Raw genomic sequence first — 24,364 nt, 5'->3', positions numbered from 1 at the left:
TGGGCCGAGTTTCGCACCACGGCTAGTTTGCCGACGCGGATTCAGCGTCGTAGATGGCATAGCGGTGCTTGCCGCCGAATTTTGCCTGGTACATGGCAATGTCGGCGTGGCGTCTCAGTTTGGCCAGGGTTTCGCCATGTTCCGGGCAGAGTGCTATGCCTATGCTGGCCCGGATCAGGCGATTGCCGCCTTCCAGTTCGATGGGCTCGGCCAGGGTGGCCAGCATTTTCTCCGCCACGGTGACGGCGTCGTGGGCCTCTACCAGATTGGCCAGCAGTACCATGAATTCGTCGCCGCCCTGGCGTGAGACGGTATCGGTGTTGCGCACGCAGCTGAGCAGTCGTTTGGCCACGATCTTGAGCATTTCATCACCGGCATCATGGCCCAGGGTGTCGTTGACCTGCTTGAAATCATCCAGGTCGATAAACATCAGTGCCAGTTGCCGCTTGTTGCGGGCGCGCTGGCGCAGGGCTTGTTCCATATGCTCGGTAAACAGGAAGCGGTTGGGCAGGGCGGTGAGGGTGTCGTAAAAGGCTAGGTAGAGCACCCGCTCTTCGCTGAGCTTGCGGGCGGTGATGTCACTAATCATGGCAAAGACTGACGTTACCCGGCCATCCTGGTCCGAGATGGCGGCGAGGCTGACTTCTACCGTAATCCGTTCGCCGCTGGCACGGCGCATGCCCAGCTCTATCTTGCGGTTGGGCGAGCCGCTCCAGCGCTCGCGCTGAGACTGCAGGGTGGCCATGCTGTCTTCGGTCACTACATCCTCGGGCTGCATGCGCAGCAACTCGTCTCGTGGGTAGAGCAGCAGCTCGCACAGGGCTGGGTTGACGTCCAGCAGCTCACCGGTGCGGGCGTCGAACAGGGCATAGCCTTCGTTGGCGGTCTCCAGCACCCGCCGATGGCGGGTTTCGCTTTCGCGCAGGGCTTCTTCAACCAACCGGCGTTCGTGGATATCGGTGAGGCTGACGATCAGGACGTTACGGCCAGCCAGTTCCATCAGCCTGGCGGCCAGTATCATCCAGACACGCTGCCCGCCCGACAGCCGCATGCGGGCCTCGAACTGCCGGATAAAGCCGTTGTTGCGGGCAATCAGCAGGAACTGGCGGGCCAGGCTGGGGTTGTCGAACAAGTCACGCAGGGCAGGCGCATCGCTACCCAGGCCCAGGGTGTCGCGGGCCAGTTGATTGAGTTCCACGATATTGCCGCTGTCAGCCTCCACCGCAAGCATGGGCTGGGGCGAGTAGCGGGCCATATCGGCAAGCAGAGAGGGCGTGTCGCTGGTCATCGGTTCCGCTATGGCCGGCGCTGGGGGTGTTTACAGTCACACCGCGATGGCAGGTGTGCCTGAAACTAGCCTTGCGTCGGTAAAGGCAAGCAGACCGTGGCGGGCGTACCCCTGGCGGGGCGCTGGCGCTCAGGTTGCGTTGCGCTGGTAGACCACGAAACTATAGGCAAAATCCGGCCCTTGTTTGGACTCGCGAGAGATTTCTGTGAACTTGTTGCGCGGCCACTCCGGGAAGAAGGCATCACCCTCGATCTCGGCTTCAATTTCCGTCAGGTACAGCCGGTCAGCATAGGGTAGGGCCAGCGCATACAGGGTGGCGCCACCGATCAGGAACACCTCGTTCGCTTCGCCTGCCGCTTTCATGGCGTCCTCCATGCTGTGTACCACCGTCACCCCATCGGCCCGCCAGATCGGATCACGCGTCACCACGATATTGTGGCGATTGGGCAGCGGCCGGCCGATGGAATCGTATGTCTTGCGGCCCATGATGATGGGGTGGCCGCTGGTGGTGGCCTTGAAGTACTTGAGGTCGTCGGGCAGATGCCAGGGCAGGGTGTTGTTGATGCCTACGGTGTGGTTTTGTGCGAGGGCGGCGATAAGCGAGAGCATGGGGTGGCCGTCTGGTCGGGTGGTAGTAAAGCCAAGCGGCAACCAGCAGGTCGCCGCAGTCTAGTCGTGGTGCTTCGTCGGGGGCTTAGACGGCCACCGGTGCCTTGATGGCAGCATGGGATTCGTAACCCTCCAGGGTGAAATCCTCATACTTGAAGGCGAACAGGTCGGTGACCTCGGGGTTGAGCTTCATGCGTGGCAAGGGCAGCGGTTCGCGGCTCAGTTGCAGCTTTACCTGTTCCATATGGTTGGCGTAGATATGGCAGTCGCCGCCGGTCCAGATAAAGTCGCCCGGTTCCAGCCCGCAGACCTGCGCCACCATGAGTACCAGCAAGGCATAGGAGGCGATATTGAACGGTACGCCCAGGAACAGGTCGGCCGAGCGCTGATACAGCTGGCAGCTGAGCTTGCCGTCGGCGACATAGAACTGGAAGAAGGCATGGCAGGGTGGTAATGCCATATTATGGATTTCGCCCACATTCCAGGCCGAGACGATCAGCCGGCGGGAATCAGGTGTGGTCTTGATCTGTTGTATCAACTGGCTGATCTGGTCGATATGGCCGCCATCTGCTGTGGGCCAGCTGCGCCATTGCACGCCATACACCGGACCCAGGTTGCCGTTCTCATCGGCCCACTCATCCCAGATGGAAACGCCGTTCTCCTTGAGGTAGGCGATATTGGCATCGCCCTTCAGGAACCACAGCAGTTCGTGAATGATGGACTTGAGGTGGACCTTCTTGGTGGTGACCAGCGGGAAGCCCTGGCTGAGGTCGAAACGCATCTGGTGGCCAAAGACGGACTGGGTGCCGGTACCGGTGCGGTCGGTCTTGACGGTGCCGTGGTCGAGTACGTGCTGGAGCAGGTTGAGATACGTGCGCATGGGGGCTTCCTGAAAACAAGGCCGACATCTTACCAAGTCATCGCCGGTTTGCGCTGCCCGGGTGCCGGGCGGTGGTCGGTTTGGCCGGCTTGTGGCGGGGGCCGCAGCATGGGGTGGAAACACCGAAAATTATTCGCTTAGCATCGGTTGTGCATGGTCTAATACGCGCCGATAAACCCCGCTGTGGCAAGCTTTGCGGGGGTGGCGGGTGTGCCGCCGTTGCGTGATCCTGTTCGTGATCGTTTTGAACCATTCCTCCTCTGGAGTACTGAAACTCATGGCCCAATTCCGCCTCAAGCCGACCCTGATCGGCGCTGCCTTTGCCGCTACCGCTATTGCCGCCCAGGCTGCCGGCACGGTGAACGTGTACAACTGGAACGACTATATCGCCGAAGACACGGTTGCCAACTTCGAGAAGGCGGCCGGCGTGAAGGTGAAGTACGACATGTACGACAGCAACGAGACCCTGCAGGCCAAGCTGCTGACCGGCAAGTCGGGCTATGACGTGGTCTACCCTTCTGCTGACTTCGCAGCCAAGCAGATACAGGCTGGTGTCTACCTGCCGCTGGACAAGAGCAAGCTGCCTAACCTGGGCAACCTGAACCCCGAGTTCCTGAAGAAGGTGGAGTCGGTTGACCCCGGCAACAAGTTTGTGGTGCCTTATATGTGGGGTACCATCGCCTTCGGCATCAATGCCGAGAAGGTGAAAAAGGCCCTGGGTGCCGAACCTATGCCGGCCGATATGTGGCAGCTGGTGTTCGATCCCAAGTACACCAGCAAGCTCAAGGGCTGCGGTATCTCGTTCGTGAGCCAGCCCAAGTACCTGTTTGGCATGGTCAATATCTTCAATGGCAAGAATGCCAATGATTTCTCCAAGGCTAACTTGGCGACGGCGCTGACTACCCTGAAGGCGGTGCGCAAGGATGTGCGCGTGTTCAATGACTCGCCCATCGACCTGCTGGCCAATGGCGACGTTTGCGTAGCCATGGGCTTCAACGGTGATGTCTACATTGCCAAGGATCGCGCCATTGAGGCCAAGAAGCCGCAGCCTATCGAATACGTGGTTCCGGCCAAGGGCACCGTGCTGTGGGTGGACGTGATGGCTATCCCCAAGGACAGCAAGAACGTGGAAAACGCCTACAAGTGGATCAACAATATGCTGGATCCCAAGGTGGTGGCAGGTATCTCGAATACCGTGAACTACGCTAACCCCAACACCAAGGCCACTGCGCTGGTGAACAAGAAGCTGACCAGCGATGCCAAGATCTATCTGCCCGATGCTTCGCTGAAGACTCTGCAGGCTGCGGCCTCGCTGGATCAGCCCACCACCATGGCGCTGACCAAGGCCTTCAACCAGTTCAAGACCGCCAAGTAAGGCTTTCGCAAACTGGGTAGTCGCTGTAACGGCCGGGGAAACCCGGCCGTTTTGTTATTAGCTGTTGTGTGCTTCAACCGCAGATAAGCAAAAGCGCATTGAAGCGCATTGAAAATCATGGCGAGCTGCGGCGAGAGTGGGGCAAATTAGGGAGCACCTGCAGGTTTTGGCGTCTGCTCAAGCCCATCTCCCCACCCTGGACTTGAGCCCAAAACAGGCCCTCACAAGCCGTATTTGGCCAGGATGCGCTGGTAGCTGCCATCGAGCTTGAGCTTGCTGAAGGCCGCGGCCATACGCTCGGCATGCCGGGGGTTGCTGCCCTGGCGGCCGAATGCCAGGTAGGAGGCCGTTGCGCCAAAGGTGGGGCTCAATAGCTGGATAGAGTCGGCGTAGCCTAACTGCCTGGCGCTGGTATTGATTTCCAGTACACCGCCCACGATCAGGTCGACACGCTTGTTGTGCAAAGTCCGCAGCAGCGCCTCGTAGCCGCCATCCTGTTGGTATTTCTGCAGGCCAGGCTGGCTGCTGAACTCGGTGGGATAGGCATAGGCCCTGGCTACACCGATCTTGTAAGGATGCAGCGATGTGAACGAACCGTTCCAGGTCGGGCTGTTCGGCTGCTTCAGGCTGAAGAAACCATAGCGCAAGGTAGAGAGCACATTACCTTCGTCGAACAGCAGCCAGCTCTCCCGCTCGGGTGTTCTTGAGGCAAAACTGACGGCGGAGGCCAGCCCGCGCTTGGTCATTTCCAGCGCCCGCGCCCAGGCAACGCTCCGTATGGTGAGTTGATAGCCGGCTGTGTGTGCGGCGGCTTCGATCAGCTCGATATGTGCCCCAGTGAGCTGGCCATTCACCACCATCTCATAGGGTGGGTAGTTGCCCTCTCCACGAACCACCAGCAGCGGTTCTGCCGCGTATAGCGGGAGCGACAGCAGGGCGAGTAATGGCAGGCGGAGGTCTGGCATGTAAGGTCTCGTTTTACCGGGAACGCTTTTCAGCATAGCCGCTGTGCAGGCAAGAATATAAAACGCTGGATATGCGGAGGGGCAGTCCCCCAAATGCGGTTGTGGTTCAGGTCGGGCTGAAAAGCTTGAGTCCGACAATGCCGGCCACGATCATGGCGACACAGGCCAGCCGAGCGATGGTGGCGGCTTCGCCAAACAGCACGATGCCCAGCAAGACGGTGCCGACGGCCCCGATGCCGGTCCAGACTGCGTAAGCGGTACCCAGGGGAAGTGTACGGACGGCAAGCCCCAGCAGGGCGACACTTGCGACCATGGCGCCTAGGGTGGCGACACTGGGCCACAGCCGGGTAAAGCCTTCGGTGTACTTGAGGCCTATGGCCCAGCCGATTTCCAGCAGGCCGGCGATGATAAGAAGAATCCAGGCCATGATGGCGGCTCCCTATGGATTGGGGCCGTCCCCGGTTGGCTGGAGGCCGCCAGGGTCGTCCCTGGGGCTGCGATGAAGCGCTGACGCCATGCTGGCGAGCCCGTATATTATCGCAAGTGCATGAATCTGAATGGGATTATATTTCCCGGCATGGCATCAGGCCTTGCCCAGCGAGCCGCCAGGCCGGGACAGCCGGGGCTGACCATAGGCATCGTAAGACAGGGTGGAATCCTGGCTGCTTTGAAGCAGGGCCATCAACTGCTGGTTCTGCTGCTGGCGGGTATCAATCAGCTTGCCATTGGTCTGGTTGAGCGCGCTGGCGTGGCGGGCGGCTTGTATCAGCTGCAACCAGCATTCGGCCAGATGGGGCAGGTGTTCGGCTGGCAGGTAGGCCGCACGCACCAGCGGGTGAGGCGGATCGGGGGATAGCTCGACTCCGTTGACCTGGAACAGGCGCTTGCGTTCCTTGGCCTGGCCTTCCAGTGCCTGGGCGTGACCAGCTTTTTGCTTGGCGATATCTTCGAGGTCCGCCAGGGTGTTGTGTATGAGTGCGTGCTGTTCGCGTTCAAGCAGGGCGACGAACTGCTGCAGCTCGCTCAACTCGGCTTGCATGGCACTCAACAGGGGCGATGTGGACATGGGCGGTTTCCGTGGCCGTTAAAAGCAGTAGCGCCAGCCACCGGTTGCCGGTCAGCTGGCGCTAGCTAGTATGCCGTGTTGTGCTGCCTGCGTCAGTTCTTGCCCAGCAGTTCCTTGACACTGGCCATCAGCTTGTCGGCAATGGCATCGGCGTGCACGGTGAAACGGCCTTCGGCAATGGCCTGGCGTATCTCGGCCACCTTGCTCTCGTCGATGACGGGCTGGGTGGCAAGGTTGGACTCCAGCGAGGCCAGGCGTGCGCTGAAGGCGTTGATCTCAACGCTATCGCGGCCAGGCTCGGCGCTGGCGCTTTCTCCGCTCTCGGCCTTGGTGCTGGTACGCGCTTCGGAGCGCGATAGCACCGAGCCTAGCGGCTTGCCCGAGTTGTCGATCTTCATGGTATTCCTCTCGTTGGCTACTTTGGCCAAGTCCTGTCTGTGGTTAATGCGCTTATCGGCAGGTCTTTGAGAAACTTTAGCGGGATTATGAACAAATTTTTCAGAACATGGCGGCTAAGTGTTATTTCGGCTAGATTCCTAGCAATCTGAAGGCTTGGGAGCCGACGAATGCAAATAATTACCCCGCGCTTCGGTGCCATCGAAATTGATGAGGACACCTTGATCACCTTTCCACAGGGCCTGCCTGGCTTTGAGGGGTGTAAACGCTTCAAGTTGCTGCATGAGGACGTGCCAGAGCCCAAGGTGATGTGGCTGCAGTGCCTGGATGATGCTGAGGTGGTGTTCAGCGTGATGGATGCCAGCCTGCTGGGGTTTCACTACCAGTTGACGCTAACGGACGAAGAACGGACGCTGATACAACACGCAGGCAAATCGGCGCCGGCCGATGAGTTGGTGTTGCTCCTGACGCTGAGCCGTGACGGTGAGGTGGGTGAAATAAAAGCCAATACGCAGTCGCCCATCGTGCTCAATGTGGCCTCCAGGCTGGCTGTGCAGAAGAGTGGCGTACGCGCTGAGATCGTGTTTACCAACGAGTAGACTGGCTTTTACGGCGTTTTCGCGGACGTTCGCAACCGTTGTGGGTAGTGGTGTTTGCCGGATGGTTGCTCGAATCAATTGCATGTCAATCTTGCGGGGTTGCCGCGTTTCGCCATAATGGCGCGATTTCGCCGAACTTAGTCGGCCCTAGCGGAGCATGCTCGCCCAGCGCGACGTGAACAGACCCCAGGCATGAAAACCACTTTCCTCGATTTCGAACAGCCTATCGCCGAACTCGAAAGCAAGATCGAAGAGCTGCGCTTTGTGCAGGATGATTCTGCGGTGGATATCTCGGTTGAGATTGACCATCTGCAGAAGAAGAGCCAGGAGCTCACCAAGAATATCTACGCCAAGCTCTCGCCCTGGCAGATATCTCAGGTTTCCCGTCATCCGCAGCGCCCCTATACGCTGGATTACCTCCGCGAAATCTTTACCGATTTCGAAGAGCTGCATGGCGATCGTGCCTATGCGGATGATGCCGCCATTGTTGGTGGCCTGGCGCGGCTGAATGGTCAATCGGTGATGGTGATCGGCCAGCAGAAGGGCCGCGACACCAAGGAAAAGATACTGCGCAACTTCGGCATGCCCCGGCCCGAGGGGTATCGCAAGGCCCTGCGCCTGATGCGCTTGGCTGAGAAGTTTGGCCTGCCGGTGATTACCTTCGTCGACACCCCGGGTGCCTATCCGGGCATAGGTGCCGAAGAGCGCGGGCAGTCCGAGGCCATAGGCCGTAATCTGTTCGAGATGAGCAAGCTGCGTGTGCCGGTGATTGTCACGGTGATCGGCGAGGGGGGCTCGGGTGGTGCGCTGGCCATTGCTGTGGGTGACGTGGTGCAGATGCTGCAATACGCCACTTACTCGGTGATCTCGCCTGAGGGTTGTGCGTCCATCCTGTGGAAGAGTGCCGAGAAAGCCAGCGAGGCGGCCGAGACGCTGGGTATTACCGCCAACCGGCTCAAGACACTGGGCCTGATCGACAAGGTGGTGGCAGAGCCCCTGGGTGGTGCCCATCGCGACCCGCAGGCCATGATGCTGACCTTGCGCAAGTCGCTGCAGGATGCCTTGAAGTCGCTGCAGGACAAGCCGGTAGACAAGTTGCTGGAGAACCGTTTCGAGCGGCTGATGAGCTATGGCAAATTCAAGGAAGTCGCCGCAGGCTGAGGCGGAGGCGCTCTACGAGCGTCTGCTGCAGCGTTATCTGGCGCTACCGACGGCGAAGCGGCCTGAGGGCATGCGCTTGGCGCTGGGTTATTCGGGTGGGCTGGATTCGGCGGTGCTGCTGCACTTGCTGGTGCGGTTGCGTGATGATGCACGCCTACAGGCGCCGCTGACCCTGCAGGCGCTCCATGTGCACCATGGCATTAGCCCCAATGCCGACGATTGGTTGCACCATTGTGATCAGCGCTGTGCTGCGCTGGCGGTCGATTTTTCCCATATCCGTGTTGATCTGAACCAGGCTGTCGGCGACGGCCTGGAGGCGCGTGCACGTGCGGCCCGTTATGCGGCCTATGCGGGCCTTGGTGTGGACATGGTGCTGTTGGCGCACCACCGCGATGATCAGGCGGAGACGGTGCTGTACCGTCTGGCGCGGGGGGCGGGTGTGCATGGGGCGGCTGGTATGCCGGTCATGCGGCCCCTGGGTGAGACCGGGCGTATCTGGCGGCCTCTGCTGGACGAGCCGCGTAGCGTGCTGCTGGCCTATGCGCGCGCCGTGGGCTTGGCCTGGGTGGAAGACGAGAGCAATGCGGTCAGCGATTACGACCGTAATTATCTGCGGCGGGAGGTGATGCCGGTATTGCTTGGGCGTTTTCCGAGCGCTCCGGCTGCCATGGCGCGGGCGGCGCGGCATTTTGCCGAAGCGGCCAGCCTGTTGGATGTGCTGGCCGAAGAGGATGCTGGCGGTGTGTCCGAGCGTTTGCCGGTGGGGCGGTTGCTGGCCTTGAGTGGGCCGCGGCAGCGTAATCTGCTGCGCTGGTTTCTGGCGCGCCATGGTTTGCGCCCGGACGAGCGGCAATTGCTTCTGGTGCTGGAGCAAATGCTGACGGCCAAGGAGGATGCCAATCCCTGCCTGCGCCTGGCGGGTCTGGAAGTGCATCGCTATCGCGCGGAGATATGTGTCGCGCGTTGGGTGGAGGTGTTGACTCCCCATGCTGTGCCGGCTGAGGGCTTGGTGCTGCTGCCGGATTGGTGTGGAGAGCTGCATTGGTCGCGGGCGCCGCGTGGGCTGTGCGAGGCCAGCTGCGTGGGCCTAGAAGTGCGGCCCAGGCAGGGTGGGGAGATGGTGCGCCCACGTCGTGGTGGCCCCAACCGGCCGGTCAAGTTGCTTTTGCAGGAGGCAGGTGTGCCGCCCTGGTTGCGGCGGCGTTGGCCCATGTTGTGGCAGGGTGACAAGCTGGTGGCGGTGGCGGGTATTGCGGTGGCTGCCGATTGCCAGAGTGACGGTGAAGGCGCCTGGCCCGATTGGCGGCCGCTGGATTGGCCTGATCTGCTCGGTGACAAATGAAAAAACCGCTACCTCGTGTAGCGGTTTTTTATTGGGCGACGGGCGGGTGCTCAGGGTGTGGGGGTCTGCAGTATGGGCGTCACGCCTAGTTCACGCAGCCGGCGCATCATCAGTTCGGCCTCATCCTTGTTCTTGAATGGGCCGACTTGTATGCGAGTCTCCAGTCTGGCGGGTATGCCTGCTGCGCTAAGCCGAGACAGCAGCTTGTCGGCATTCTCGCCGCTCTGGAATACCCCTGCCTGTACGGTAAAGCCGCGGCTGCCAGCGGGCATGACGCCGGCCGCCAGGGCGACTATGGTCTGTTCTGGCGTAGGTGGGGCGGGGGTGCGTGGTGCTGGCGCCAATACAACGGCTGCAGGCTTGGCAGCGGGGGCGACAGATACAGGCGTGGGCGCTGGCGCGCTGGGTTTGCTGTGGCTTGCGGCTGGCTTGCTGGTGGTGGCGGGTGACGTCGGGGTAGTGGCAGGTGCGGTCGCGATGGTGGCAGGCACGGCCTGCGGCTGCGTAGCGGGTTTGCGCGTGGGATTGATGGCTACCATGTCGGCATCGGGCTGCGCGTCGGGCGGGGGTGTTTGTGGTTTGCTGGCCAGGCTGCCTGCGGGCGTGCTGCCGCTGACCGGTGCGGTGGCGTTGGGGGCATTGGGAGAGGGGGTCTGAGGGGCATTAGCGGGAGGTGCCTCTGGCGTGACCTCTGCCGGCGCCTGGGTGGTCGGGGGTTCGCTGGCGGGTGCTGGGGTAACCTCGGCAGGGGCTGGTGCTGGTGCTGGTGCCGGTGCCGGTGCCGGTGCGGGTTCGGCCGCGGCTGGCTGCACGCCGGGTTCTGCCTGTAGCGGATTGATGCTCGGGCCATCCACCTCGATATTGGGGGGTGTTTCCAGGCGATTCAGCAGGGTGATGGCAATGGCGACGCCGATGATGAGGCAGATGGCGATGGCCAGGCGCTGCATCAGGCGTTGTCGGATCTCTGCCTGCTCGTCGATTTCGTCCTGCGACGGTGGGCTGGGCTGCCGGTTGGGGCTGGGGCGTATTGCGCTCACTTGTGTATCCGCCGCAATGCGGCACTCCCTGTGCAATCTTGGTATGCCTTGATTTGTACCAAATTCCAGCGCGGTATGCCGCTGGAATCGCTGCGGCAGCCGTGATTTTGGCTGGCTGGGCCGGGGTTTTGCGGTTAGTCAGCAACTGTAAACCCGTCTTTGCGGCAAAGCTGTTAGAATATTCGGTCATTTTTAACGTCGACAAGCTGCGTGCCCGCTGTGCGAACCCAGCTTGCGACTTAAACTTTTTCCTTCCCACTTTGTCTTTTTGTGATTTTCTGGAGTTAGAAAACATGGCTGTTGAACGCACCCTGTCCATCATCAAGCCCGATGCCGTTGCCAAGAACGTGATCGGTCAGATCTACACCCGTTTCGAAGGCGCCGGCCTGAAGGTTATCGCTGCAAAGATGAAGCACCTGTCGCGCGCTGAGGCCGAAGGCTTCTACGCCGTGCACAAGGAACGTCCTTTCTTCAAGGATCTGGTTGACTTCATGGTTTCCGGCCCGGTGATCATCCAGGCACTGGAAGGCGAAGGCGCTATCGCCAAGAACCGCGACCTGATGGGCGCTACCGACCCGAAGAAGGCAGAGAAGGGCACCATCCGCGCTGACTTCGCTGATTCCATCGATGCCAACGCCGTGCACGGCTCGGACAGCGCTGAGAATGCCGCGATTGAAATCGCCTACTTCTTCGCTGCTTCCGAAGTCTACGGTCGCTAAGACCTGATCTGGCCATGACCGTCAACCTGCTCGATTTTGATGCCCAGCGTTTTGCCACCTTCCTTGAGGAGCGTGGCGAGAAGCCGTTTCGCGCCAAGCAGTTGATGCGCTGGATACACCATTTTGGTGTGTCCGATTTCGCGGCAATGACGGACATCGCCAAGGTCACGCGGGAAAAACTGGCTGCGGAGGCGGTGATCACCCCTCCCAGCCTGATGCTGGAACAGGCCAGCGAGGACGGCACACGCAAGTGGCTGCTGGACGTCGGTACCGGTAACGGTGTCGAGGCGGTATTCATCCCCGAGGATGACCGTGGAACCCTGTGTGTTTCCAGCCAGGTCGGCTGTGCGCTGGAGTGTACTTTCTGCTCCACAGGCCGGCAGGGCTTCAACCGTAATCTCAGCACCGCCGAGATCATTGGCCAGCTTTGGTGGGCCAACAAGGCGCTGGGACGCGACCCCAAGGGGGATCGCATCGTCTCCAATGTGGTGATGATGGGCATGGGCGAGCCGCTGGCCAATTTCGACAATGTCGTTGCTGCCATGCGCTTGATGCTGGATGACCATGCCTATGGTCTCAGTCGTCGCCGCGTGACACTGTCTACCTCCGGTCTGGTGCCGCAGATGGATAGGCTGCGTGAGGCTTGCCCTGTGGCGCTCGCAGTGTCGCTGCATGCACCCAACGATGCCTTGCGCGATGAAATCGTGCCCATCAACAAGAAGTATCCGCTGAAGGAACTGATGGCTGCCTGCCAACGTTATCTGGAAAAGGCGCCGCGGGACTTCATCACTTTCGAATATGTCATGCTCGATGGTGTGAATGACACCATGGAGCATGCCAGGCAACTGGTGGCACTGGTCAAGGATGTGCCATGCAAGTTCAACCTGATACCGTTCAATCCCTTCCCGAATTCCGGTTACGATCGCTCCAAGCCGGATGCGATACGCCGCTTTAGGGATCATCTGATACAGGCGGGCTACATCGTGACGGTGCGCAAGACGCGCGGCGATGATATCGATGCTGCCTGCGGCCAGTTGGCAGGCCAGGTAAAAGACAAGACCAAGCGTACTCTGCGGCTGGCTGCAGAGGGCAAGACCACCAATATCATTCAACTTACCAGGGAGTAAGGCATGAAAAAAGCCGTGATTGCTGCTTTGCTGTTCGCGTGGACCATCCCCGCTGTGCAGGCTGACGAGCAAGTAAATCGCGACGAGGTGGCCAGGTTGCGAACAGAACTTGCTGCTGCCTACTATGCCCGCGGTCAATATGGTGTGGCGCTGGAAGAAGTGAAGAGCGCACTGAGGGCGAAAGCCGATTACGCGCTGGCGCACAATGTGGAAGGGCTGGTTTACTCCGACCTGCGTGAATACGATACCGCTGACAAGAGCTTCCAGCGAGCCCTGAGCCTGGCCTCGGGCAACCCCGACATCAATCACAATTACGGTTGGTTCCTCTGTAACAAGCGCGAAATGTATGCAGATTCGCTGCGCTATTTTGGCAATGCCATTCGCAGCCCCTTGTATGCCAACCCGCAGAAATCCATGCAGATGGCCGGCTTGTGCGCGCTGAAGGCCGGCGACTTGAAGTATGCCGAAGACTTCTTGCGCCAGTCTGACCGGGCTCAACCGGACAATGCCCAGACACTGCTGGGCTTGGCCCAGGTGGCCTATCGCAATGGTGATATCGATGCTGCCCGCACGCTGCTGGCCAGGCAGGCGCGCGTAGGTACGCCGGTGGCCGAAGCACTGTGGCTGAACGTGCGCATCGAGCACAAGCTCAACCCCGGTGGCGAGGCCGAAAACGGCTTTGCCAAGGAACTGAAGACCCGCTTCCCCGATAGCGAGGAAGCCCGCAGCCTGGCGGCAGGCCGCTACGATTGAGCGCCACCCGCCCCAGGATCACGCCCTTGTCATGCACTGCAACCCCTGAAGCGAGCCACCCGGCATGATGCCCGAGATGAGCCAAGATACTACCCAGTCTGATTTGCTGCAGTCCCCCGCCAGCCCACCTTCCTCGCCTGGCGCCATATTGGCGTTGCACCGCGAAGAGGCTGGTTTGTCGGTCAATGATGTGTCGGCCAAGCTCAAGCTGTCCCGGCGCCAGATTGAGGCGCTGGAGTCTGACAACTATCAGGCACTCCCCGGCAATACCTTTGTGCGCGGTTTTGTCCGCAACTATGCGCGCTTGCTGGAGATTGACCCCCAGCCGCTGGTGCATTACCTGGACAACCATCTGCCCAAGGAGCCCAGCCAGGCCGCACTACCACGCCTGCGCGACGAGGTGCTGCCGGTGCTACGGCCTGATGGCGGGCGTGCCGGCCTGTCGTTTGGCCTGGCCATTGTGGCGGGCTTGGGAATCGTGGGTCTGATTGCTGGGGCTTACTGGCTCTATGACAAGAGCACCCGCTTTGAACCCCAGCTGACCGTCAATACCCCCAGTGTCGACATGCCGCCACTGGAGCCTGTAGTCGTTGTGCCACAGGCCAGCGTGCCTGTTGATACGACCGTGCCTGCTGCGCAGCCTGCCGGTGAAGTGCAGGTTGTACCGCCGCCGGCCAACCTGCCGGGTAATCCACCGGCTGTGCCGGGTGCGAGCCCCGCCCTAGCGGTGGGGGTGACTCCTGCGCCGGTCTCGCCTGCGTTGCCTTCGACCGCGCCAGTGCCGCAGCCCGCACCTGTAGTCGTGCCTGCTGTTGTGCCCGAGCCGTCAACGGGTGATGTGCGCGTGGTTGCCCGGCAAGAGAGCTGGGTGCAGATTACCGATGCTACTGGCAAACGCCTGGTCAATGAGCTGGTGCCCGCTGGACAATCGCGCAGCGTTGCCGGCAAGCCGCCTTACCGTATCCGTATCGGTAATGGTCATCAGACCCAGCTCTTCTACAAAGGCAAGCTTACCGACCTGACGCCTTACATCCGGGTCGATGTTGCCAATCTGGAACTCAACTAAAGCCAAGCCATGAGTCTGCTTCCTCGTCGCGCCACCCGCCGTGTCATGGTCGGCCATGTGCCGGTCGGTGGCGATGTGCCTGTCGTCGTCCAATCCATGACCAATACCGATACTGCCGATGCGGCGGGTACCGCTCAGCAGGTATTCGAGCTATGGCAGGCAGGTTCGGAGGTGGTGCGCATTACCGTCAACTCGCCCGAAGCGGCAGCCCAGGTAGGCGAGATACGTCGCCGGCTGGATGATATGGGCTGCAATGTCCCCTTGGTGGGGGACTTCCATTTCAATGGCCATAAACTGCTGGCCCAGTATCCCGATTGCGCGCGGGCCCTGGCCAAGTACCGCATCAATCCTGGCAATGTCGGCAAGGGCAGCAAGCGGGATGAGCAGTTTGGCGCCATGATTGAAGCCGCCATAGAGTATGGCAAACCGGTACGCATAGGCGTGAACTGGGGCAGCCTGGACCAGGCCAAGATGGCGCGTATGATGGACGAGAACGCTAAGCTGGCGCAGCCGCTCAGCGCCGATGCCCTGATGCGCGAAGCCTTGATACAGTCGGCGTTGGAAAGTGCTGCGCAGGCTGAGGAGCTGGGGCTGCCGGCGGATCGCATCATCATCTCGTGCAAGGTCAGTGCGGTACAGGATCTGATCAAGGTCTACCGTGACCTGGGCGCTCGCTGCGATTATCCGCTGCACCTGGGCCTGACTGAGGCCGGCATGGGCTCCAAGGGCATTGTCGCTTCCACGGCGGCGCTGTCGGTGCTGTTGCAGGAAGGCATAGGCGACACCATACGGGTTTCGCTGACGCCGGAGCCGGGTGAGTCGCGGACCAAGGAAGTCGTCGTGGCGCAGGAGATACTGCAGACCATGGGGATACGCTCGTTCACACCGCTGGTGACGGCTTGCCCCGGCTGTGGCCGGACCACCTCAACCTTCTTCCAGGAGCTGGCGCAGAACATACAGCGCTACCTGCGCGAGCAAATGCCGGTATGGCGTGCCGAGTTCCCTGGGGTGGAAACCCTCAATGTGGCGGTGATGGGCTGCGTGGTCAATGGCCCGGGCGAATCCAAGCTGGCCAATATCGGCATCAGCCTGCCTGGTACGGGCGAGGTGCCGGTGGCGCCGGTATTCGTTGATGGCGTCAAGACTGTGACCCTCAAGGGCGACGGTATTGCCGAGGCCTTCCAGGCCATCGTCGATGGCTATGTCCGCGAACACTATGCCGAAGGCGGCAAGTTGCGCCGCAGTCAGGCGACGGCGCCCGCACCCAAGATCATTCCCGTGAAAGTGCTGTAATCCGATGGCTGACAAGTTTCAAAGCATCAAGGGCTTCTACGACATCCTGCCCGACAACACGGCGCTGTGGCAGAAGCTGGAAGATACCGCCCGGCGCGTGCTGGCGCAGTACGGCTACCGCAATATCCGCTTGCCCATAGTCGAGCCCACCGGCTTGTTTGTGCGCGGCGTAGGTGAGCATACCGATATCGTCGAGAAAGAGATGTATGCCTGGACGGATGCGCTGAACGGCGACAAGCTGGCACTGCGCCCCGAGGGGACGGCGGGTTGCGTACGTGCCGTCGTCGAGCACAGCCTGACCTACAACGGCCCGCAACGCCTGTGGTACATGGGCCCCATGTTCCGCCACGAGAATGTGCAGAAGGGGCGCCAGCGGCAGTTCCACCAGGTGGGTGCCGAGGCCTTTGGCTATGACGGCCCTGATGTCGATGCCGAGCAGATGGTGATGCTGGCCCGCCTTTGGCGTGAGCTGGGTATTGCCGATGTGGAATTGCAGATCAATACCATAGGCGATGTCGCTGAGCGGGCAGCCTACAGGCAGTCCTTGATCGCCTATTTTGAGGCGCATGCCGACCTGCTGGATGAGGATGCCAAGCGCCGTCTGCACGCTAACCCGCTGCGCATACTGGATAGCAAGAACCCGCGCATGCAGGACATGATCAACGCCGCGCCCAAGCTGTTCGATGTGCTGGGCGACGATAGCCGCCAGCATTATCAGGGGCTGTGCCGACTGCTGGATGAGGCAGGCGTGGCTTATACCCTCAACACGCGCCTGGTGCGTGGGCTGGATTACTACAACCGCACGGTGTTCGAGTGGGTAACCACCAAACTGGGCGCACAGGGTACCATCGCGGGCGGTGGCCGCTACGACAGCCTGGTGGAGACGCTAGGCGGCAAGCCGACGCCGGCCTGTGGTTTTGGCATGGGTATGGAGCGGGTATTCCTGCTGATGCAGGAGTATGGCGTGACCGCCCAGGACGGCCCCGATGTATACCTTGTCAATGCGGGCGAGGCGGCGGGGCGGGTAGCGCCGCGCCTGGCAGAGCTACTGCGCAATGCCGGGCTGGCAGTGACGGTGCATGCCGGCGGCGGTAGCTTCAAGTCGCAGATGAAGAAGGCGGATGGTTCGGGCGCGCGTTTTGCCCTGATCATCGGCGACAATGAGGCGGCTGACGCGACGGTGGTGATCAAGCCCCTGCGCGATGGCGGTGAGCAGCGTACGGTGGCGCAGGCCGATGTGCTTGCTGCACTCAAGGGTTGATGATGGAACCTGCGCCCAAGCTCAAGGTCTCGTTCAAGCTGTTTGTCCTGAATGTGTTCGGCTCGGTGCTGGCTGCATTTGGCGTGGTCGGCTTGCAGGGCGAAGGTGCTCAAATACACCCGGTGCTGGCTCAGAAGGAGCTGGCCTGGGCTTGCCTGCTGATTGGCCTAGTGCTGATGAGCTGGTTCATGGTCGATATTTTCAAACGTATCCGTGCCCTGCAAGCGGCACGGCATAACAAGTAACTCGCTAACGGAAACTCGCAGATGGCTGCTTTTGATTTGCAGGAACAGGAACAGATCGCCGAACTGAAGGCCTGGTGGGCGAAGTGGGGCGTCGCGGTAATCATCGCGGTGGTGGCTGCCTTGGTGGGCTACTTTGGCAATATGGGCTACCGTGCCTGGCAGAAATCGCAGGGCACTGCGGTGGCGCAGGCTTATATGGCGGTGGAAGCGGCAGAATTGGCCAAGGATCCGGTCAAGCTGCGCGCAGCTGCCGATGCCATGGTGAAGACCCATAGCGGCCACGCCCTGACTGCACGTGCCATGCTGCAGGCTGCCAAGGCGGCATTCGAGGCGAATAAGCTGGATGATGCCAAGAGTGCGCTGGAGTGGGTGGCCGCCAATGCCAAGGAAGACGCTGTGATCGATCTGGCACGCCTGCGTCTGGCTGCTGTGCTGATGGATCAAAAACAGTTTGATGCAGCTGCCAAGATGGTGGACACCGCCAAGGCAGATAGTTTTGCCGGCCTGTTTGCCGAAGCGCGCGGCGATGCGCTGGCGCTCAAGGGAGACGCGGCAGGCGCCAAGTCGGCCTACCAGTTCGCCTTGACCAAGCTGGAAAAGGAAGCACCCAATCGCGAACTGGTTGAAACCAAGCTGTCGGCACTGGGGGCTTGATGAACATGCACCGCATGCCACAAGGCCTGACAGGCAAGTTTGCTGTGCTGGGCGCAGTTACCCTGCTGGCCGCCTGTGCCGGTACGGATAACAGTCCGCAACCCACGCCGTTGAGCGATATCAAGGCCAGCGCAGAGCTGAATTCGGCTTGGCGTACTTCGTACTCTGACGGCAAGCTGTACCGGTTTGCGCCCGATGCGACGGGTGATGCTGTGTATATGGCCGGGGTGAGCGGTATTGCCGGGTTTGCCATGCCTGATGGTGCCAAGCGCTTTGAAGTTCGCAGTGCCCAGCCGCTGGCAGGCGGGGTCGGTGCGGCTTCGGGCTTGGTCGTGGCGGGCACGCTGAAGGGCGAGGTTTATGGCTGGGAGGCCGCGACGGGCCAGTTGCGCTGGCAGACCAAGGTCAGCAGCGAAATGGTGTCGCCGCCGGTAATCGCCGAAGGCGTGGTGGTGGTGCGTACCGTGGATGGCCGGGTAACAGGCCTGGAAGCCAAGGATGGCAAGCAGCGCTGGCAGTTCGTGCGTAGCCAGCCCTCGCTGGTCCTGCGCAACTACGCGCCCGCCACGATTGCGGACGGTGCGGTCTATATTGGCTTGGCATCGGGTCGTCTGGCGTCGCTTTCGCTGGCCGATGGCCGCGTGCTGTGGGAGTCGCAGGTGGCTCAGCCCAAGGGCGCTACCGAGCTGGAGCGCATCAGTGATGTGACCTCGGCACCGGTGGTGGACAAGGGCATGGTCTGTGCCGTGGCTTTCCAGGGCAAGGTGGCGTGTTTTGCCGTGAGCAACGGCTCCATGCTGTGGTCCCGCGATATCTCCAGCTATGTGGGCCTGGCCATGGATGCTGACAAGGTTTATGTGAGCGATGAAGTCGGCAACATCCAGGCGTTCGAGCGCTCGGGTGGTCGCAGCTTGTGGAAGCAGGCGGCACTGTATGGCCGTCGTATCAGCGGCCCTGCCGTGATAGACGGCAAGGTGGCAGTGGGTGATTTCGAGGGTTATGTCCATCTGCTGTCGCAGGCGGATGGTAGCTTTGTCGCCCGCATGAGTACGGACAAGAGCCGCGTGCTGGTTGCACCGCGGGTAATCAGCGGCAAGTTGATTGTGCAGACCGAGAGCGGTGGCCTGCACGCACTGGCCGTGAAGTAAGCAAGGAAAACAATGAAACCCACCATCGCCCTCGTCGGCCGTCCCAATGTCGGTAAATCCACGCTGTTCAATCGGCTGACCAAGAGCCGTGACGCGCTGGTCGCCGATATGCCCGGCCTGACCCGCGACCGCCATTACGGTCATGGCAAGATCGGTGGCAAGCCTTATCTGTGTGTGGATACCGGTGGCTTTGAGCCGGTTGCGGATGACGGCATATTGCACGAGATGGCCAGGCAGACCCTACAGGCCATCGATGAGGCCGACGCGGTCATCTTTATCGTCGATGCCCGCGTGGGCCTCACCCCGCAAGACAAGCTGATTGCCAACCGCCTGCGCCAGCTGGATCGGCCGGTACGTCTTGCCGTGAACAAGGCCGAAGGTATGTCGGCCAGTGTGGTGACGGCCGAGTTCTTCGAACTGGCCCTGGGTGAGCCTTGGCCTATCTCGGCCAGCCACGGTGAAGGCGTGCGTGGTTTGCTCGACGATGTGCTGACCGGTTTTGAAGTGGAGCCTGAGGAGCAGGTTCAGGATCACCCCAAGTTCGCCATTATCGGCCGCCCCAATGTGGGTAAATCCACACTGGTGAACGCGATTCTGGGTGAAGAGCGCGTGATTGCCTTTGACCAGCCAGGCACCACGCGTGACTCGATACATATCGACTTTGAGCGTAACGAACAGGCCTACACGATTATCGACACCGCCGGTGTGCGCAAGCGCGGCAAGGTGAACGAGGCCATCGAGAAATTCTCGGTGGTGAAGACCATGCAGGCGATCGAAGACGCCAACGTGGTTGTGCTGGTACTGGATGCCCGCCAGGATGTGGCCGAGCAGGATGCTCATATCGCCGGCTTTGCCCTGGAGGCAGGCCGCGCCATGGTCGTGGCCGTGAACAAATGGGAAGGCCTGGACGAATACCGGCGTGACCAGGTCAAGCGGGATATCGCCCGTAAGCTGGGTTTTCTGGATTTCGCCCGCTTCCACTTTATCTCTGCCCTGGAAGGGCAGGGCGTGGGTGACCTGTTTGCCAGCATCAACGCCGCATACAAGGCGGCCATGGCCAAGCTGCCGACGCCGCGTTTGACGCGCGCATTGCAACTGGCGGTAGAGAAGCAGCAGCCGCCACGCGTGGGTCTGGTGCGTCCCAAGATGAAATATGCCCACCAGGGCGGCATGAACCCGCCGGTGGTGGTGATACACGGTACCGCCCTCGAGGGGGTGCCGGACAGTTATTGGCGTTACCTGGAACATTCCTTCCTGAAGATGTTCAAACTGCAGGGCACGCCCCTGCGTGTACAGTTCAAGAAGGGCGATAACCCTTACGACGCCAAGCCGGGCGAGTTCAAGCCGGATCGCAAGGGCGCCATGCGAGGTGAGAAGAAGCCGGTCAAGACCACTGCCAGGAAGCCCGCGAAAAAAGCAGGCTGATTCTTTGTGCTTGACAGAAAAGCTGCTACAAGTGACTACTGGTATTCTATCTTCGTAAGCGCAGGAACTACTGGACGGATATTCGTCGTTTTTTAAATTACAGAGTGGAGAACTACAAAATGAGCGCAAAAGGGCAAATGCTACAAGACCCGTTTCTGAACATCCTGCGCAAGGAACATGTACCTGTATCCATATACCTGGTTAACGGTATCAAGCTGCAAGGCCAGATCGAGTCGTTTGACCAGTACGTGGTTTTGCTGCGCAACACCGTGACTCAGATGGTCTATAAGCATGCCATCTCCACTGTTGTGCCTGCCCGTCCGGTCAGCATCCCCTATGACAAGCCGGAAGGTGCCCCGGCTGCAGACGCCTGATAGGGGCGGTGCGTCGAGCAAGGGGCGCCATGTGCGCCCCCTTTGTTGTAGGAATACCTGCTAGAGCTTAGGTTGTGAGCCACGGCTATCTGCCAGGGAGCGGTTTGCGCCACCCGATGTCGATCTGCATGATGATGCGGGCAGATATCGTTGGGTGCAGCCACATACCAGCAGATATGATCGTGCGCCGATCAAGCTCCAGCGCCCCGTTAGGGTGGCCTGACAAGGCACCCAGTTAGGGAAATGAAGCGTGTTTGAACGCCATCAGGGCGGCGACAAGGCCGTTCTAGTCTGTCTCGATTTCGGTGAGCCGGACTATCTGGAAAATATCGAAGAATTCAAGTTGCTGGCTGAGGGCAATGGCTACAAGGCTATGGCCATCATTCAGGGCAAGCGCCAAAGACCCGACCCCAAGCTGTTTGCCGGTAGTGGCAAGGTGGAAGAGATCGCCGCCGCCGTGCTGGCCACGGAGGCACAGACGGTACTGTTCAACCATGCCTTGGGTGGGGCGCAGGAACGCAACCTGGAGCGTGCGCTGGAATGCCGGGTGTCGGACCGGGTAAGGCTGATACTCGACATCTTTGGCCAGCGTGCACGCTCCAATGAGGGCAAGTTGCAGGTTGAGCTGGCTCAGCTACAGTATATGTCCACCCGGCTGGTGCGGGGCTGGACTCACCTGGAACGCCAGCGCGGTGGTATAGGCGCCCGTGGCGGCCCCGGTGAGACTCAGCTGGAAATGGACAAGCGCATGCTGACCGAACGCATGAAGCGGCTGCGCGACAAGCTCAAGGATCTGCAGCGGCAGCGTGACACCCAGCGGCGTGCGCGCGAGCGCAGCAAGCAATTTTCTGTCTCGCTGGTGGGTTATACCAATGCCGGTAAGTCCACGCTGTTCAATGCTTTGACCCACGCCAAGGCATATGCGGCCGATCAGTTGTTCGCCACGCTGGATACCACCAGCCGCAAGCTGTTCCTCGACCCGGAGCACTCCGTGGTGGTGTCCGATACCGTGGGTTTTATCCGCGATCTGCCTCATGGCTTGGTGGAGGCATTTCGGGCCACGCTGGAGGAAACGGTGCGGGCCGATCTGTTGCTGCATGTGGTTGATAGCGCCAGCGATACCCGCGAAGCCCAGATCGAGGCGGTGAACTATGTGCTCAAGGAAATCGATGCTGACGAGATTCCCCAGATTGTGGTCTGGAACAAGATAGACCTCAAAGGTGGTGAGCCGGCGGTCGAGCGGGATGAGTATGGTAGGATTCGCGCCGTCCGTATGAGTGCAAAAAGTGGTGCAGGTCTGGATTTGTTGCGGCAGGCGCTGGTCGAAGCCATGCCGGTCGTCGCTGCGGTGTCGGACGAAAGCCTTCAGGCTTGAGTCCTGGGTTGACCGGAAGCGCCAGCCTGGGCTCGGCCGGCGGCGAGTGAAATCGAGCCGTCGCAACGTGCCGCCTGAGGGTTGCTGTGTAACAAGTGTGTGTACAAGTCATTACAACCACGGAATAGAGACGATATGTCGCAAGACCCGCAATGGGGCCGCCGAGGCAAGGATGGCCCACCTGATCTGGATGAGATCATCCGGCAGTTCACCAATAAGCTGAAGCAGTTTTTCGGTGGTACGCCTGGCCGCCCATCCGAGCCGACTCCGTCGGACGGCCGCGCCGTTGTCGGCGGTATTGGTGTCGCTATCGGTATTGTTGGCGTGCTGTGGATAGCCAGCGGCTTTTACGTGGTGGATGCCCGGGAAGAAGCGGTGGTGCTGCGGTTTGGTCGCTATGTGCAAACCACGGACCCCGGTCTGCACTGGCGTATGCCCTGGCCGGTAGAACAGCATGAGATCGTCAAGCTGTCTGAAGTCCGTTCAGTGGAAGTTGGTTTTTCCGGCAGCACCAAGAATCGGGTGGCGGATGAGGCACTGATGCTGACTGAGGACCAGAACATTGTCGACATGCAGCTTGAAGTGCAGTACGACGTCAAGAACTCGCGTGATTTCGTGTTCAACAATGCCTCGCGTGATGGCGACGGTTACGACCTGGTCAAGCAGGCCGCTGAAACCTCCATCCGCGAGATCGTCGGCCGCAACAAGGTCGATTTCGTGTTGAACGAAGGCCGTGGCCAGGTGGCTGCCGATGCCACGCGGATGATACAGAACCTGCTGGATGACTATGGCACCGGTATCCGGGTGAGCCGCGTCAACATCAATGATGTGCAGCCGCCGGAAGAGGTGCAGGCAGCGTTTGCCGATGCCGTGAAGGCTGGGCAGGACAAGGTCAAGCAGACCAACGAGGGCCTGGCCTATGCCAATGACGTGATACCCAAGGCCCGAGGCTTTGCTGCACGTTTGCTGCAGGAAGCCGAAGGTTACAAGGCTCGGGTGATTGCGGAGTCTGAAGGTAATGCCTCTCGCTTCACGCAGGTGGCTGCCGAGTATGCCAAGGCGCCACAGGTTACCCGTGATCGCATGTACCTCGATACCATGCAGCAGATATTGAGCAGTAGCAGCAAGGTGCTGGTGGATCAGAAGTCCGGCAACGGCAATTTGCTTTACCTGCCGCTAGACAAGCTGATGCAAATGAGTGGTCCTGCCGGTGCGGCGACAGAACAGGCCACGGTTCCGGTGGAGACTGGCGTAGTGCGCGCTCCTAGGCAGGATAGCCAGGGTCGCGGTGAGCGGGAGGGTCGTTGATATGAATCGCTTAATTCCCGCCATAGTCGTGGTGTTGCTGGCACTACTGGTGCTCAGCATGAGCGTGTTTACCGTGGATCAGCGCCAATCTGCCATGGTGTTCCAGTTGGGCGAGGTAGTGCGTACCGTCAATGAGCCTGGCATACGCTTCAAGGTGCCGTTGCTGCAATCGGTACGGTACTTTGATCGGCGCGTTCTGACCATGGATGCCGAGACGCCTGAGCGCTTCAACACCATCGAGAAGAAGAACGTTCTGGTGGACAGCTACGTCAAGTGGCAGGTGGTCAATGTCGAGCAGTACTACAAGACGGTGGGTGGCAATGAGCGTACCGCCTCTGCCCGTCTGCGCAAGACCATCAATGACGTGTTGCGGGCTGAGTTTGGTAAGCGCACGGTGCAGGACGTCATTTCGGGCAAGCGCGAAGAGGTGATGGAATCGGTGGGCGTGGTTGCCAATGCCGATGCCGGCAAGATAGGCGTGAAGATCGTGGACGTGCGGCTCAAGCGTGTGGACTTTCCCAACGATATCAGCAATGCGGTGTATGACCGCATGATCTCGGAGCGTAAGACCGTGGCCAACCAGCTACGTTCGGAAGGCTCGGCCGAGGCGGAGAAGATACGTGCCGATGCAGACCGCCAGCGTGAAATCATCCTGGCCGATGCGTACAACAAGGCGCAGCAACTGAAGGGTGAGGGCGATGGTCGTGCGGCTGCCATCTATGGTGCCGCTTATGGCCAGAATCCCGAGTTCTATGCGTTCTACAAGAGTCTGGATGCCTATAAGCAGACCTTCAAGTCAAAGTCTGATGTGATGGTGCTGGACCCCAGCTCGGCTTTCTTCAAGTACATGAAGGATCCACGCGCAAAGTAACAGACGGGCGCGCTGTCGGCAGCGCGC

General features: G+C 60.5%; 26 protein-coding genes. 18 read left to right on the top strand and 8 right to left on the bottom strand.

Translation table 11 applies throughout. From position 1 onward, the window contains the following. Positions 1-22 precede the first annotated feature (22 nt). The 3 genes from QQK16_RS16495 to QQK16_RS16485 form a co-directional block, all read right to left on the bottom strand. Positions 23-1,288 carry a diguanylate cyclase domain-containing protein gene (locus QQK16_RS16495; protein WP_284197569.1) on the bottom strand — a complete coding sequence of 422 codons (1,266 nt, stop codon included), beginning with the start codon at positions 1,286-1,288 and terminating at the stop codon, positions 23-25. Positions 1,289-1,417: 129 nt separating this feature from the next. Then, entirely contained in the window at positions 1,418-1,897 is a 480-nt protein-coding gene (locus QQK16_RS16490; protein WP_284197568.1) for a dihydrofolate reductase, read from the bottom strand. An 85-nt stretch (positions 1,898-1,982) separates the two neighbouring features. Further along, complete coding sequence (locus tag QQK16_RS16485) at positions 1,983-2,777, bottom strand: thymidylate synthase (protein WP_284197567.1); 795 nt, start codon at positions 2,775-2,777, stop codon at positions 1,983-1,985. Between the two features lie 277 nt (positions 2,778-3,054). On the opposite strand from QQK16_RS16485, the gene QQK16_RS16480 reads away from it, so the two are divergent. Continuing rightward, positions 3,055-4,152, top strand: coding sequence for an extracellular solute-binding protein (locus QQK16_RS16480; RefSeq protein WP_284197566.1), 1,098 nt, complete (start codon positions 3,055-3,057; stop codon positions 4,150-4,152). A gap of 221 nt (positions 4,153-4,373) precedes the next feature. Here QQK16_RS16480 and QQK16_RS16475 read toward each other — a convergent pair whose 3' ends face one another. From QQK16_RS16475 to flgM, 4 genes are all read right to left on the bottom strand, one after another. Next, positions 4,374-5,117, bottom strand: a complete 744-nt coding sequence (locus QQK16_RS16475; protein ID WP_284197565.1) for a substrate-binding periplasmic protein — start codon at positions 5,115-5,117, stop codon at positions 4,374-4,376. Between the two features lie 106 nt (positions 5,118-5,223). After that, positions 5,224-5,544: a quaternary ammonium compound efflux SMR transporter SugE gene (gene sugE / locus QQK16_RS16470; protein WP_284197564.1), complete on the bottom strand. Its 321-nt coding sequence runs from the start codon at positions 5,542-5,544 to the stop codon at positions 5,224-5,226. 156 nt (positions 5,545-5,700) lie between these two features. After that, complete coding sequence (locus tag QQK16_RS16465; RefSeq protein WP_284197563.1) at positions 5,701-6,183, bottom strand: flagella synthesis protein FlgN; 483 nt, start codon at positions 6,181-6,183, stop codon at positions 5,701-5,703. 92 nt (positions 6,184-6,275) lie between these two features. Beyond that, positions 6,276-6,581 carry a flagellar biosynthesis anti-sigma factor FlgM gene (gene flgM, locus QQK16_RS16460; RefSeq protein WP_284197562.1) on the bottom strand — a complete coding sequence of 102 codons (306 nt, stop codon included), beginning with the start codon at positions 6,579-6,581 and terminating at the stop codon, positions 6,276-6,278. Between the two features lie 168 nt (positions 6,582-6,749). Between flgM and fliW the strand changes: the two genes are divergently transcribed. From fliW to tilS, 3 genes are all read left to right on the top strand, one after another. Next, positions 6,750-7,178, top strand: a complete 429-nt coding sequence (gene fliW / locus QQK16_RS16455) for a flagellar assembly protein FliW (RefSeq protein WP_284197561.1) — start codon at positions 6,750-6,752, stop codon at positions 7,176-7,178. Positions 7,179-7,370: 192 nt separating this feature from the next. Beyond that, on the top strand, positions 7,371-8,339 hold the full coding sequence (locus tag QQK16_RS16450; protein WP_284197560.1) for an acetyl-CoA carboxylase carboxyltransferase subunit alpha: 969 nt from the start codon (positions 7,371-7,373) through the stop codon (positions 8,337-8,339). Continuing rightward, complete coding sequence (tilS, locus tag QQK16_RS16445) at positions 8,308-9,681, top strand: tRNA lysidine(34) synthetase TilS (protein ID WP_284197559.1); 1,374 nt, start codon at positions 8,308-8,310, stop codon at positions 9,679-9,681. Before QQK16_RS16450 ends, tilS begins: the two co-directional genes overlap by 32 nt. Positions 9,682-9,731: 50 nt before the next feature. Here tilS and QQK16_RS16440 read toward each other — a convergent pair whose 3' ends face one another. Next, entirely contained in the window at positions 9,732-10,718 is a 987-nt protein-coding gene (locus QQK16_RS16440) for an SPOR domain-containing protein (RefSeq protein WP_284197558.1), read from the bottom strand. Between the two features lie 293 nt (positions 10,719-11,011). On the opposite strand from QQK16_RS16440, the gene ndk reads away from it, so the two are divergent. The 14 genes from ndk (at position 11,012) to hflC (ending at position 24,337) form a co-directional block, all read left to right on the top strand. Continuing rightward, positions 11,012-11,437 (top strand): nucleoside-diphosphate kinase, encoded by a 426-nt coding sequence (gene ndk, locus QQK16_RS16435; RefSeq protein WP_284197557.1) that lies wholly within the window; start codon positions 11,012-11,014, stop codon positions 11,435-11,437. A 14-nt stretch (positions 11,438-11,451) separates the two neighbouring features. After that, a complete protein-coding gene (rlmN, locus tag QQK16_RS16430; protein WP_308447062.1) occupies positions 11,452-12,564 on the top strand; it encodes a 23S rRNA (adenine(2503)-C(2))-methyltransferase RlmN in 1,113 nt (370 codons plus the stop codon). Positions 12,565-12,567: 3 nt separating this feature from the next. Next, positions 12,568-13,317 (top strand): type IV pilus biogenesis/stability protein PilW, encoded by a 750-nt coding sequence (gene pilW, locus QQK16_RS16425; protein ID WP_284197556.1) that lies wholly within the window; start codon positions 12,568-12,570, stop codon positions 13,315-13,317. Positions 13,318-13,393: 76 nt separating this feature from the next. Then, positions 13,394-14,383 (top strand): RodZ domain-containing protein, encoded by a 990-nt coding sequence (locus tag QQK16_RS16420; RefSeq protein WP_284197555.1) that lies wholly within the window; start codon positions 13,394-13,396, stop codon positions 14,381-14,383. A 9-nt stretch (positions 14,384-14,392) separates the two neighbouring features. Beyond that, complete coding sequence (ispG, locus tag QQK16_RS16415; RefSeq protein ID WP_284197554.1) at positions 14,393-15,676, top strand: flavodoxin-dependent (E)-4-hydroxy-3-methylbut-2-enyl-diphosphate synthase; 1,284 nt, start codon at positions 14,393-14,395, stop codon at positions 15,674-15,676. 4 nt (positions 15,677-15,680) lie between these two features. Continuing rightward, the gene (gene hisS / locus QQK16_RS16410) at positions 15,681-16,937 is read left to right on the top strand and encodes a histidine--tRNA ligase (protein WP_284197553.1); all 1,257 of its coding nucleotides are present in this window, start codon (positions 15,681-15,683) and stop codon (positions 16,935-16,937) included. Next, entirely contained in the window at positions 16,937-17,182 is a 246-nt protein-coding gene (locus QQK16_RS16405) for a hypothetical protein (protein ID WP_284197552.1), read from the top strand. The genes hisS and QQK16_RS16405 overlap by 1 nt, the downstream gene beginning before the upstream one ends. A gap of 21 nt (positions 17,183-17,203) precedes the next feature. Then, a complete protein-coding gene (locus QQK16_RS16400; RefSeq protein ID WP_284197551.1) occupies positions 17,204-17,836 on the top strand; it encodes a YfgM family protein in 633 nt (210 codons plus the stop codon). After that, on the top strand, positions 17,836-18,984 hold the full coding sequence (bamB, locus tag QQK16_RS16395) for an outer membrane protein assembly factor BamB (RefSeq protein WP_284197550.1): 1,149 nt from the start codon (positions 17,836-17,838) through the stop codon (positions 18,982-18,984). The genes QQK16_RS16400 and bamB overlap by 1 nt, the downstream gene beginning before the upstream one ends. Positions 18,985-18,996: 12 nt before the next feature. After that, on the top strand, positions 18,997-20,409 hold the full coding sequence (der, locus tag QQK16_RS16390; protein ID WP_308447061.1) for a ribosome biogenesis GTPase Der: 1,413 nt from the start codon (positions 18,997-18,999) through the stop codon (positions 20,407-20,409). Between the two features lie 119 nt (positions 20,410-20,528). Beyond that, positions 20,529-20,783, top strand: coding sequence for an RNA chaperone Hfq (hfq, locus tag QQK16_RS16385; protein ID WP_284197549.1), 255 nt, complete (start codon positions 20,529-20,531; stop codon positions 20,781-20,783). Between the two features lie 250 nt (positions 20,784-21,033). Further along, the gene (gene hflX, locus QQK16_RS16380) at positions 21,034-22,158 is read left to right on the top strand and encodes a GTPase HflX (protein WP_284197548.1); all 1,125 of its coding nucleotides are present in this window, start codon (positions 21,034-21,036) and stop codon (positions 22,156-22,158) included. 99 nt (positions 22,159-22,257) lie between these two features. Next, positions 22,258-23,466 (top strand): FtsH protease activity modulator HflK, encoded by a 1,209-nt coding sequence (gene hflK / locus QQK16_RS16375; RefSeq protein ID WP_368860143.1) that lies wholly within the window; start codon positions 22,258-22,260, stop codon positions 23,464-23,466. A 1-nt stretch (position 23,467) separates the two neighbouring features. Beyond that, positions 23,468-24,337, top strand: a complete 870-nt coding sequence (hflC, locus tag QQK16_RS16370) for a protease modulator HflC (protein ID WP_284197546.1) — start codon at positions 23,468-23,470, stop codon at positions 24,335-24,337. Positions 24,338-24,364 lie beyond the last annotated feature (27 nt).

The sequence above is a fragment of the Chitinimonas prasina genome, assembly GCF_030160395.1.
GTDB classification, from domain to species: domain Bacteria; phylum Pseudomonadota; class Gammaproteobacteria; order Burkholderiales; family Chitinimonadaceae; genus Chitinimonas; species Chitinimonas prasina.
Note: the sequence above shows the minus strand (reverse complement) of the source record. Positions and strands in the feature narration are given on the sequence as shown.

What these genes read in the sequence shown, in the direction of transcription:
- QQK16_RS16480 (WP_284197566.1), top strand. Translation starts at nt 3,055, where the DNA reads ATGGCCCAATTCCGCCTCAAGCCGACCCTGATCGGCGCTGCCTTTGCC.
- hfq (WP_284197549.1), top strand. Translation starts at nt 20,529, where the DNA reads ATGAGCGCAAAAGGGCAAATGCTACAAGACCCGTTTCTGAACATCCTG.
- QQK16_RS16495 (WP_284197569.1), bottom strand. Translation starts at nt 1,288, where the DNA reads ATGACCAGCGACACGCCCTCTCTGCTTGCCGATATGGCCCGCTACTCG.
- fliW (WP_284197561.1), top strand. Translation starts at nt 6,750, where the DNA reads ATGCAAATAATTACCCCGCGCTTCGGTGCCATCGAAATTGATGAGGAC.
- QQK16_RS16405 (WP_284197552.1), top strand. Translation starts at nt 16,937, where the DNA reads ATGATGGAACCTGCGCCCAAGCTCAAGGTCTCGTTCAAGCTGTTTGTC.
- rlmN (WP_308447062.1), top strand. Translation starts at nt 11,452, where the DNA reads ATGACCGTCAACCTGCTCGATTTTGATGCCCAGCGTTTTGCCACCTTC.
- QQK16_RS16475 (WP_284197565.1), bottom strand. Translation starts at nt 5,117, where the DNA reads ATGCCAGACCTCCGCCTGCCATTACTCGCCCTGCTGTCGCTCCCGCTA.
- der (WP_308447061.1), top strand. Translation starts at nt 18,997, where the DNA reads ATGAAACCCACCATCGCCCTCGTCGGCCGTCCCAATGTCGGTAAATCC.
- pilW (WP_284197556.1), top strand. Translation starts at nt 12,568, where the DNA reads ATGAAAAAAGCCGTGATTGCTGCTTTGCTGTTCGCGTGGACCATCCCC.
- QQK16_RS16485 (WP_284197567.1), bottom strand. Translation starts at nt 2,777, where the DNA reads ATGCGCACGTATCTCAACCTGCTCCAGCACGTACTCGACCACGGCACC.
- flgM (WP_284197562.1), bottom strand. Translation starts at nt 6,581, where the DNA reads ATGAAGATCGACAACTCGGGCAAGCCGCTAGGCTCGGTGCTATCGCGC.
- hflC (WP_284197546.1), top strand. Translation starts at nt 23,468, where the DNA reads ATGAATCGCTTAATTCCCGCCATAGTCGTGGTGTTGCTGGCACTACTG.
- ndk (WP_284197557.1), top strand. Translation starts at nt 11,012, where the DNA reads ATGGCTGTTGAACGCACCCTGTCCATCATCAAGCCCGATGCCGTTGCC.
- sugE (WP_284197564.1), bottom strand. Translation starts at nt 5,544, where the DNA reads ATGGCCTGGATTCTTCTTATCATCGCCGGCCTGCTGGAAATCGGCTGG.
- ispG (WP_284197554.1), top strand. Translation starts at nt 14,393, where the DNA reads ATGAGTCTGCTTCCTCGTCGCGCCACCCGCCGTGTCATGGTCGGCCAT.
- hisS (WP_284197553.1), top strand. Translation starts at nt 15,681, where the DNA reads ATGGCTGACAAGTTTCAAAGCATCAAGGGCTTCTACGACATCCTGCCC.
- bamB (WP_284197550.1), top strand. Translation starts at nt 17,836, where the DNA reads ATGAACATGCACCGCATGCCACAAGGCCTGACAGGCAAGTTTGCTGTG.
- QQK16_RS16450 (WP_284197560.1), top strand. Translation starts at nt 7,371, where the DNA reads ATGAAAACCACTTTCCTCGATTTCGAACAGCCTATCGCCGAACTCGAA.
- QQK16_RS16400 (WP_284197551.1), top strand. Translation starts at nt 17,204, where the DNA reads ATGGCTGCTTTTGATTTGCAGGAACAGGAACAGATCGCCGAACTGAAG.
- QQK16_RS16490 (WP_284197568.1), bottom strand. Translation starts at nt 1,897, where the DNA reads ATGCTCTCGCTTATCGCCGCCCTCGCACAAAACCACACCGTAGGCATC.
- QQK16_RS16465 (WP_284197563.1), bottom strand. Translation starts at nt 6,183, where the DNA reads ATGTCCACATCGCCCCTGTTGAGTGCCATGCAAGCCGAGTTGAGCGAG.
- QQK16_RS16420 (WP_284197555.1), top strand. Translation starts at nt 13,394, where the DNA reads ATGAGCCAAGATACTACCCAGTCTGATTTGCTGCAGTCCCCCGCCAGC.
- tilS (WP_284197559.1), top strand. Translation starts at nt 8,308, where the DNA reads ATGGCAAATTCAAGGAAGTCGCCGCAGGCTGAGGCGGAGGCGCTCTAC.